A 9092-nucleotide genomic window follows, 5' to 3' on the forward strand; every position below is an offset into this window, starting at 1 on the left:
GGCGTGGGTCAAACCCTATACCGCTGCTTTATGGCTAAAAGAAAAAGAATTTTTCCGTGCGGTCACAAAGGATATGGTAAAGCGTGCCATCGCTGCACGCAAGAGTTGGTGGCGCAGCAGCATTACGTTGAAGTGCTGACACAAAAACAAACCAAAAAACAAGAGAGGGAAGCATCATTTGCTAGAGATATCATCGATCTCAGAGGTCTGCCCGACCACGTAGTCACTAAAGCCCGAACAATTATAGCAGCTTTGGGCGAAAATAAGAATTACAGAGATTTCGGCGGCAAACGCCTGCGTCACAACCGTTTGATCGTCAGTATTCCTGTAACTCGCAACTACAGGATGCTTTGTGAAGATTGCGGCACTTTCTTAATTCCCCAAAAAGTTTTGTCGCACGAAGACTACAACGTCTGCAAACCAGGAAGTCATTAGTAATTAGTTATTAGTTATTAGTCATTGGTTATTAGTCATTGGTCATTGGTTATTAGTCATTAAGTAGATCCACCTGAAAGGTAAAATAGCGATCGCTAAAAAGCTTGCTGTGTATCTCTTCCTTCTTCCTTTTTCCTTCTTCCTTCTTCTTTCTTCTTTCTTCTTTCTTCCTTCTTCCTTCTTCCTTCTTCATTTAAAATCATGCAAATTTACCTCGACTATAGCGCCACAACACCCGCACGCCCAGAAGCGATTCAAGCAATGCAAAAAGCCCTGACTCAGCATTGGGGCAATCCTTCCAGCTTGCACGAGTGGGGACAAAGGGCGGCGACAGCTTTAGAATTAGCAAGAATGCAGGTTGCTAGCTTGATTAACGCGCTACCGGAATCGATGATTTTTACCAGTGGCGGCACTGAAGCCGACAATTTGGCAATTATGGGAATTGCGCGTCTTTATAGAAAGCCGCAGCATATTATTATCTCCAGCGTAGAGCACTCCGCAGTAGCAGAACCGGCGCGACAACTCGAACAGTTGGGATGGGAAGTGACGCGCCTACCGGTGGATAAATTTGGGCGAATTCACCCTTTGGATTTGCAAGAGTCGCTGCGATCGAATACAGTGTTAATTTCCATCATTTACGGACAAAGCGAAGTTGGCACGCTGCAACCAATTGAGGCATTAGGACAAATTGCGCGCGATCGCAATATCATATTTCACACCGATGCAGTTCAAGTTGCCGGTAAATTGCCGATTGACGTGCAGAAACTGCCCGTAGACTTGCTTTCTCTTTCCAGTCACAAACTTTACGGGCCGCAAGGTGCAGGCGCGCTTTACGTGCGTCCGGGAGTAGAATTAGTGCCAATGTTGGGCGGTGGTGGCCAAGAATTGAAACTGCGTTCCGGGACACAAGCGCTGCCGGCAATCGTCGGTTTTGGGGTGGCCGCAGAGTTAGCTTTGCAGGAAATAGATGTGGAAACGCCGAGGTTAATTGGATTGCGAGATCGGCTTTTTGACCGATTATCCCACGTACCCAGTTTAGTACCAACTGGCGATCGATATTGTCGGCTGCCTCACCACGTCAGTTTTTGCATTGTTTCTCCCGACGGCGACACAGGGAAAGTGACAGGAAAAACTTTAGTGCGACAGCTAAATTTAGCAGGAATAGGGATTAGTTCTGGTTCTGCTTGTAACAGTGGCAAAATAACTCCCAGTCCAATTTTGTTGGCAATGGGATATAGCAAAACTATGGCTGTTGGCGGAATTCGCTTGAGTCTGGGACGAGAAACCACAGAAGCGGATATTGATTGGACAGCAATTGCGATCGAGCAAATTTTGGATAGATTAATGCCCAAGGTAGCATTATCGAGGCGTTAGCAGGAAAATCTGCGGTTAAAAACCAAAGAAACCGGGTTTTTACGATTTTTATCGACTGTAATGAAGTATCTCCAAAAAACCCGGTTTTTAACCAGCCGCGCCCAATCAAAATAATCTTTCATACATCCTGTAGGGGCGGGTTCACCAACCATAATTGCCTGAAATAAACAATCTCAAAAACCCGCCCCCACCCAACCAACAATCATCATTTACATTTGGGCGAGGCGAGGCAAATTTTAGGTTGACGTGGGTTATCGGTGGTGGCAGGGCGGGTTTATATAGATGGTTGGTAATTGTTATATATGGTTGGCGAAGCCGCCCCTACAAAATATCGTAAAATCATGCTAAAATAAATCCCGGTGTTATTCACAACTCCCCAAAATGGAAGAAAACCGCGCCCAAGCCTATCTGCAATTAATTCACACCCTGCTGAATGCCCCCAACGGAGAGGAAGCGCAGATATTACAGGATAACTCAGAATTACTCGATCGCGGATTTCTGGAAACTTGCGAGTTAGTAGCATCAACCTTGGCAGAACAAGGAGGAGAAAATGGCGCTAAATTCCTCCGACGTTTAGCCAGTTACCTAGCGGAACTCATCGAGGTGAACGATGACGGAGATAGCAATAACTCGAAGAGTGAAAATTTCCAAGAGTATGCAAATTTTTTCCTAGAATTATTGCAAGCAGAACAAGATAGCAACGGGGATATAGCAGTAATTTACCCCATGCTGGAAGGGCGACAACATCTCCTCAATGCCAGTTTTGCAGAGACTTTACAGCAAGTGGCGCAGAAGTTAATTGCTGGCGAAAACTCAGAAACAATTAGCTCAATTATCGGTCTTATTGAAAATTTGAGCATTCATATTAGTGACTTTCCCAGTGGGAATAGAGCGAATAATATTGAAATTGCCATGACTGGTTATCAAATAGTTTTAAATAATCGGGAACCCGGTAGTGAAAAATGGACGCAAACTCAAAATAATCTGGCTACTGCCTACAATAACAGCAAAAAAACAGGCGAGTGAAACCGCGTCTTGTCAAACCAAGTCCACCTATGGGGACAAGCGAGATAATTCAGAAGTGTTGAAATCCTCGATCGAGCTTTAATACAGTATCAGGATAAATGCCGCTGCTATCCGTCAACCAGATATCGGTGCTCTCGGTAGCTGTTCCCACAATCGCAGCACCATCACCGATTTTTTCGACTAATAATTTAGCATTTGCGATCGGCAAAAACAGCACTAACTCGAAATCTTCCCCACCGTATAATGCCCAATCTAAAGCTTTTTCGGGTGATACGATTTTGCTGAAAATATCGGGAATGGGTATTTTTGTACGATCGACTTTTGCGCCAACACCGCTAGCCCGACAAATTTGAATAATCGCATCTGCTAAACCGTCGCTGCTGTCCATTCCTGCGATGGAAAACTCACCCGCAGAATCTAAAATTTCCCAAACAACCGGCAAAACATCCAGCCTCGGTTTAGGGCGCTGGTGAGCGAGAATTAAAGAAGCTCGATCGACCTTTTCCAGATTTTGCCCGAATTCTGGATTTAACAGCAATTCTAATCCGGCGCGGGAGGCTCCGTGAATCCCAGTAGCGACAATCGCCCAGCCCGATCGCGCATTTGACCGACTAATGGTACGATCGCACTCAACCTCCCCAAAAGCAGTAATCGCCACCGTCACCACGGGCGATCGCACAACATCGCCACCGACGATCGGCGTATGATATTCTTGCAAGCAAGCCGTCATCCCCCGATAAAACTCTTCAACCCACTCCACAGCCGTATCCGCCGCCACAGCGAGGGCTACAGTCACCGCCAGAGGTGTTGCTCCCATCGCAGCCAGATCCGACAAATTTGCCGCTGCGGCGCGCCATCCTGCGTAATAAGGCCCCGTAGTTTGATCGCTAAAATGCACTCCATCCACCAACATATCTGTAGTGATAGCGAGAGATTGGTTGGGATCTGTCGGAACTACGGCGCAATCATCACCCACTATCTCTGCAGGGCAGAATTTTTGCAATATTCTTAAAAGACCTTGTTCACCGATATCTTTAACTTGCATAATTTTGAATTAGTCGATCGCACTTTCTCAATTCACCATTCCTTACCAGAACTCGGCGGCAAGCGCAACCTAGGAAACCTATAAAAAGTATCTCCTTCATCATCTACCTCTAAAATCGCCGAAAAAATCTTAACTTGCCGAGTTAAATACTGCTGAGCAACTTCAGCCTCAACCCTAGCACTAGCCGCCAGTTGAATCAGCGAAATTTGACTGTTTTGAGTTTCCAACAACTGATAAAAAGCCTCATCCAACCGCTGCTTTTGCTTGTTTTCATTCACATTTTTTACAATCAACAAGCCTGCGAATCCGCCCAAACCCATTACCAATAAAAATTGTAAAATAGCCATATTCTCGATTTAATTCCTAATTTAAATAACAAAACTATAAAAATTATCTCTTCTTCCAGCCTCATTCCGGCGGGCTTTGTCTGTGTAAAAGTGATTTCAATCGCCGTTACCTTTCTTTATTTAGAAAAGATTTCAATGCCTGTCAATATTGATTTTTTCAGCCCGCGCAGGCGGGCTTTGTTTCTGTAAAAGCGATTTCAATCGCCGTCACTTTGGTGTAAAAGCGATTTCAATCGCCGTCATTAATTAAACTTGAGGTCGCACCAAATTTTCGATTCCTTTAACTACCTTAGCAGAAACAATCTTGTCTCCCTGCTTCAGTTGCTCTAAAACTTCTTTTCCTTCAATCATGTAGCCAAAAACAGCATAGCGGCCGTCCAACAGATTCAGGCCAGCGGGCGTGAGTTCAGGTTCAAACAAGAAAAAGAAAAACTGAGAAGAAGCACTATCAGGGTCAGTTTCTGTACGGGCCATAGCCACAGTACCGAAAGCAGAAAAAGGCAAAACAGGTTCGTCGCGATAGCGCCCCGCATCTTCTAGAGTAATCCCGTAAATAGGTTCTTTTTCCTCCCTGACGAGCACTTCTAGCGGTATATTCCGGTATTTGCCAGTAGCTGGGTCAATAAAACCCTCTTCCTTGCCTTCGGGGTCTCCCGTTTGCAAAACGTAGGATTCTTCCGATCGAATAAACGGCAAACCGTCATAAAAACCTCGATCGACCAAATCCACAAAATTACCAGCCGTAACCGGGGCGCTGTAGCCGTCAACCACAACAGTAATTTCCCCTTTTTCAGTTTGTACGGCCACAGTAGCGCGCCCTTTCAGTTGAGGCAGATTACCATACTTGGCAGGCACTTCAAACGGAAACTTTGTCACCATCAACTCTTCGATTTCGCCTACCGAACCTAGGATTGTGGCTTTCAAGTCAATCACTTTGTCCCTGTCTTTAGCCTCAACAGCCTTTTCCAGTTGAGCAACTTTCTCCTTGACTCCTGCAACTAGCGCCTCAGCTTCCGGCTTTTTGGCGTCGGGAATACTCTCTAAAAGGTCAGATTCCCGAAGGTTGAGAATCCTGGAAGCTTTACTGACATCGCTGCTAATAGGCCCCCAACGTTTAGATCGTATGTGGTTGCCAATGTCTTCGAGACTGATTTGCAACTCTCGCACAGTCTGATTGTCAATAGGTAAAGCGAAGCGCAGCAGCGCCCGCCCGTCTGTAATCGCATTCCCTGCAGGCATACTGCTGCTGGGGCGTTTGGCATGGGAGACTGCACTGAAACTCAGAGACAGAGTGAACAGCAAGAGTGCTAAAGCGACGGTTTTGACCCAGCGCTTGCACGTATCGATCGAGAAATTAGGCCAATGCAACATAACTTTAACTTTTATTGCCTCTATTATCTTCCCACAGCGCTGCCCGCCCGCCTTTGCTGCTACCCATCTAAAGTGTCTGTTCGTTCGGCTGGGGAGGAGTTGCCCACTAACAACAGTCAACTGACAACTGACAACTGACAACTGCCCACTGCCCACTGCCGTTAACATTTCAGTACAGCACTTGCTCCCTTTGAACGGTAAAATAAAATGCCAATTGCTTTTTGATGCCGTCAGCTAGACTGCGGCTTTCACCTGACCCGCTCAAAAACGGATACAATCCCCAGACTCCTGTCGTGGAGAGATCAAAATTTTAGACCGAGGTTCCATCTCCCAAATTCATCTGTGGAGTAAATCTCAGATCTAAAATCTCAAATCTAAAATCGACTCACTGTAGTTCCCCCGTGCCGGCAAGGCGACGGGATTGCCCGCAAAAATTTATATGATCTCCAGTAACGACTTTCGACCAGGTGTTTCAATTGAATGGAATAACGGCGTGTGGCGGGTTATCGAATTCCTCCACGTCAAGCCAGGAAAAGGCTCGGCTTTCGTGCGGACAAAATTAAAAAACGTCCAAACCGGAAACGTAGTAGAACAAACCTTCCGGGCGGGCGAGACTATGCCTCAAGCCAACCTGGAAAAGAGCGTGATGCAGCATACCTATAAAGAGGGCGACGAGTTCGTCTTTATGGATATGGAAACTTACGAGGAAAGTCGCCTCAATGCTAAGCAAATAGGCGATCGTGTCAAGTACCTCAGTGAAGGGATGGAAGTCAGCATCCTGCGCTGGAACGACCAAATCATGGAAGTGGAACTGCCCAACTCTGTTGTCTTGGAAGTGCTGCAAACCGATCCCGGAGTCAAAGGAGATACTGCCACTGGTGGCAGCAAACCCGCCATCGTCTCCACCGGAGCTCAGGTTATGGTGCCTCTATTTATTTCCATTGGAGAACGGATTCGGATTGATACTCGTGAAGACAAGTACCTCGGCAGAGAGTAGAAACGAGGGAATAAAAGGGAGTTTTTAGTTTTTAGTTCTGAGTTATGAGTTAAAGAATTTCAAATTCAATACTCATCGCTCACAGCTTAAAAACTATCCCTTTTTCCTCCACAGTCGTTGATACTCCTAGCTTCGCCTAATTCGTAATTTTCAATTTTCAATTTTCAATTCTCAATTCTCAATTACCCTTGAATCTGCTGTGCAACTAGACTTAAACCAGCTTTGCGAACTGCTAACTGTATTAGACAAAACTGGCATTTCGGAACTGACCTTAAAAAGTGGGGATATTGAACTGACAGTACGCAAAGGCATTCTGGCAAGTTCACCAGGCACCTCTGCTTCGCTCCCTGCTGCCGTGGCGACAGTCGCTCCGATCGCCTTGGGCGCGGTTCCTAGTCCCACCTTAGCGTCACCTCCTGCTGTTGACCAAAATTTAGCAGCGGATCTGCCTGCCCCTGTTCCCGTCGCCCCTGTCGCTGTACCCGCTGCCGTACCTGCTTCTGTCGATACCAAATGGGTGTCCATTATCTCGCCGATGGTAGGAACCTTTTATCGCGCTGCTGCTCCTGACGAGCCTCCTTTTGTCAATGTGGGCGATCGTATCAAGGTCGGCCAGACAGTCTGTATTATCGAAGCGATGAAGCTGATGAACGAGATCGATGCTGATGAAGTCTCCGGTCAAGTGATGGAAATTTTAGTTCAAAATGGCGAACCTGTCGAATACGGTCAAGTGTTGATGCGAATTAATCCGGATTGAAGGATTACTTTATTGTTATGGACAGAATAAATGCTAATATTTCCCGATCACTTCTCTCCGGTGAGTTTGATGAAGTCATCCCAGCCTGTCCCGCAAGAGGTTGTGCAACAAGTTGCTGAGTATTTCAGTATTCTGAGCGAACCCATGCGTTTACGAATTTTGAACCTGCTTCGCGACGGCGAAAAATGCGTGCAAGAATTGGTGGAAGCTACTCAAACGAGTCAAGCCAATGTTTCTAAGCACCTAAAACTCATGCTCCAAGCTGGTATCCTCACTCGCCGGAGTGAAGGGACTTCAGCTTATTATAAGGTGCAAGACGAGTTAATTTTTGAGCTGTGTAATATGGTGTGCGATCGGCTTGCCAGCCGGATCGAACAGCAAGCCCTACACTTTCGGGCATTTAGCCTAACTACGAAGCACTGAAAATTAGTTGCCAGTCCTCAATCCTCAATCCTCAGTCATGAGTCATCAGTTATCAATTCCTATTCTCGGCCTTCAGACCGATGACTAATCACTTGTAACTAATGACTCATAATTACTAAAGGGGAAAATTTTTGTCAAAACTTTGGCGGGTACTCGGCTGAGCCACCTCCAAACCTTCGCCACCTAAAAGTTCTAAAGGCTTGCCTTCCACGGAAATCCAAACCTTGGTATTCGGTTGTAAACTCGTAGCCGTATAGATAACCTGCCCCAATCGGCCAGTCATCGAATTGCTCCCTCCCCCCGAAGTAAATTCTGCCGACAAATCGACATAAACTCCGTCATTCTTAACACTCAAACCCCTGAGTTTTGTCCCATTAGGAATTTCGCTAGAAACAGTTCCATCCTTCGGCCCAGCCAACAAACTGTTAAAAGCAGCTTGTAAAGCTGCATCAGGCTTGTCAGCTTGTTTGACAGCTACTTTCGTAGGAACTCCCTCAAATTTGCCGCTGGCATCTTTAACCCAGTAGACTTGCACAGTCTGGACATCAGTCTGCGGCAAAGGCTTTGGCTGCGGTGACTTTGGCAACAGAGCGTTAGGCGTCTGAACCTGTGGCGTCTGAACCTGCGGCGTCTGAACCTGTGGCACTTGTACAGGATTTGGAGGGGGTACGGGGATCACTACAGCAGGAGATTCCGCAGGAATTGGGGAAAGGGGCGGAGCCGTAGTCTGAGCAGAAGACGGCGTATCTGCAGGGGTTGGCGAACGGTTCGCAGTCAACCAGGCAATGCCCCCTCCCGTCAGTAAAGCCAACCCGCAAGCACCGGCAATGACGGCTGTGGAGACGCGGCGTACTTCTTGTCCATCTTTCATAATACAAATTCTCCTTACAGATAGAGCGCTTGGGACGGTGAGGAGCGACTCCCGATCAGCTACATTTGTCTATGGTTAGATTCTGGAATTGACACAATTGCATTGCTGCTAGCGAACACTTTATAGCAAGCCCAACATATTCTGAATCCGACTATTGGAATCCTAGACCATAATATAAGATTTCGCCGTGGAGTATGTCACAGTATCTCGATCGGCCTAGTGGCTATATTCTATAGTAATCATAAAAAATTAAAGAATAAAGGAAGAAAAAATAAGTAAAAAGGAAGAAGGAAGGCAAGGGAGGTAAGGGGGGTAAGGGATATAAGGGATTTAACGCATAGAAACAGGTCGATAAAAATATTTTTCCCCAAACAAAAAGCGCCCCTATTTCTAGGAGCGCTTTTTGTTAATCAAAAACTAAAACTTAGCCATTGATGGAAGGAGCA

10 protein-coding genes are annotated in these 9092 nt (G+C 46.3%); 6 read left to right on the forward strand and 4 right to left on the reverse strand.

Annotated features, from left to right (window positions below; all coding sequences use genetic code 11):
- Positions 1 to 30 precede the first annotated feature (30 nt).
- The 3 genes from QUA50_RS24090 (at position 31) to QUA50_RS24100 (ending at position 2835) form a co-directional block, all read left to right on the forward strand.
- Positions 31 to 435 carry a DUF7682 family zinc-binding protein gene (locus tag QUA50_RS24090; protein ID WP_333263787.1) on the forward strand — a complete coding sequence of 135 codons (405 nt, stop codon included), beginning with the start codon at positions 31 to 33 and terminating at the stop codon, positions 433 to 435.
- Between the two features lie 201 nt (positions 436 to 636).
- Complete coding sequence (locus tag QUA50_RS24095; protein WP_333263762.1) at positions 637 to 1809, forward strand: cysteine desulfurase family protein; 1173 nt, start codon at positions 637 to 639, stop codon at positions 1807 to 1809.
- Between the two features lie 381 nt (positions 1810 to 2190).
- Positions 2191 to 2835, forward strand: a complete 645-nt coding sequence (locus QUA50_RS24100) for a hypothetical protein (RefSeq protein ID WP_333263764.1) — start codon at positions 2191 to 2193, stop codon at positions 2833 to 2835.
- Between the two features lie 49 nt (positions 2836 to 2884).
- Here the strand turns inward: QUA50_RS24100 and thiL are convergent, their stop codons facing one another.
- The 3 genes from thiL to QUA50_RS24115 form a co-directional block, all read right to left on the reverse strand.
- Entirely contained in the window at positions 2885 to 3880 is a 996-nt protein-coding gene (gene thiL / locus QUA50_RS24105) for a thiamine-phosphate kinase (RefSeq protein WP_333263766.1), read from the reverse strand.
- 32 nt (positions 3881 to 3912) lie between these two features.
- Positions 3913 to 4227, reverse strand: coding sequence for a hypothetical protein (locus QUA50_RS24110; RefSeq protein WP_333207430.1), 315 nt, complete (start codon positions 4225 to 4227; stop codon positions 3913 to 3915).
- A 246-nt stretch (positions 4228 to 4473) separates the two neighbouring features.
- Complete coding sequence (locus QUA50_RS24115; protein WP_333263769.1) at positions 4474 to 5598, reverse strand: peptidylprolyl isomerase; 1125 nt, start codon at positions 5596 to 5598, stop codon at positions 4474 to 4476.
- Between the two features lie 439 nt (positions 5599 to 6037).
- On the opposite strand from QUA50_RS24115, the gene efp reads away from it, so the two are divergent.
- The 3 genes from efp (at position 6038) to QUA50_RS24130 (ending at position 7775) form a co-directional block, all read left to right on the forward strand.
- On the forward strand, positions 6038 to 6595 hold the full coding sequence (gene efp / locus QUA50_RS24120; RefSeq protein ID WP_333058573.1) for an elongation factor P: 558 nt from the start codon (positions 6038 to 6040) through the stop codon (positions 6593 to 6595).
- 199 nt (positions 6596 to 6794) lie between these two features.
- Complete coding sequence (gene accB, locus QUA50_RS24125) at positions 6795 to 7352, forward strand: acetyl-CoA carboxylase biotin carboxyl carrier protein (RefSeq protein WP_333263772.1); 558 nt, start codon at positions 6795 to 6797, stop codon at positions 7350 to 7352.
- Between the two features lie 30 nt (positions 7353 to 7382).
- Complete coding sequence (locus QUA50_RS24130; RefSeq protein ID WP_006631662.1) at positions 7383 to 7775, forward strand: ArsR/SmtB family transcription factor; 393 nt, start codon at positions 7383 to 7385, stop codon at positions 7773 to 7775.
- A 115-nt stretch (positions 7776 to 7890) separates the two neighbouring features.
- Here QUA50_RS24130 and QUA50_RS24135 read toward each other — a convergent pair whose 3' ends face one another.
- A complete protein-coding gene (locus QUA50_RS24135) occupies positions 7891 to 8646 on the reverse strand; it encodes a GerMN domain-containing protein (RefSeq protein ID WP_333263773.1) in 756 nt (251 codons plus the stop codon).
- Positions 8647 to 9092 lie beyond the last annotated feature (446 nt).

Origin of the sequence: Microcoleus sp. M2_D5 (genome assembly GCF_036701935.1) — a bacterium.
Lineage (GTDB): Bacteria > Cyanobacteriota > Cyanobacteriia > Cyanobacteriales > Microcoleaceae > Microcoleus.

Coding starts and splice junctions, on each gene's coding strand:
- QUA50_RS24135 (WP_333263773.1), bottom strand. CDS start 8,646: ATGAAAGATGGACAAGAAGTACGCCGCGTCTCCACAGCCGTCATTGCC.
- QUA50_RS24115 (WP_333263769.1), bottom strand. CDS start 5,598: ATGTTGCATTGGCCTAATTTCTCGATCGATACGTGCAAGCGCTGGGTC.
- QUA50_RS24095 (WP_333263762.1), top strand. CDS start 637: ATGCAAATTTACCTCGACTATAGCGCCACAACACCCGCACGCCCAGAA.
- QUA50_RS24110 (WP_333207430.1), bottom strand. CDS start 4,227: ATGGCTATTTTACAATTTTTATTGGTAATGGGTTTGGGCGGATTCGCA.
- thiL (WP_333263766.1), bottom strand. CDS start 3,880: ATGCAAGTTAAAGATATCGGTGAACAAGGTCTTTTAAGAATATTGCAA.
- QUA50_RS24130 (WP_006631662.1), top strand. CDS start 7,383: ATGCTAATATTTCCCGATCACTTCTCTCCGGTGAGTTTGATGAAGTCA.
- QUA50_RS24090 (WP_333263787.1), top strand. CDS start 31: ATGGCTAAAAGAAAAAGAATTTTTCCGTGCGGTCACAAAGGATATGGT.
- QUA50_RS24100 (WP_333263764.1), top strand. CDS start 2,191: ATGGAAGAAAACCGCGCCCAAGCCTATCTGCAATTAATTCACACCCTG.
- efp (WP_333058573.1), top strand. CDS start 6,038: ATGATCTCCAGTAACGACTTTCGACCAGGTGTTTCAATTGAATGGAAT.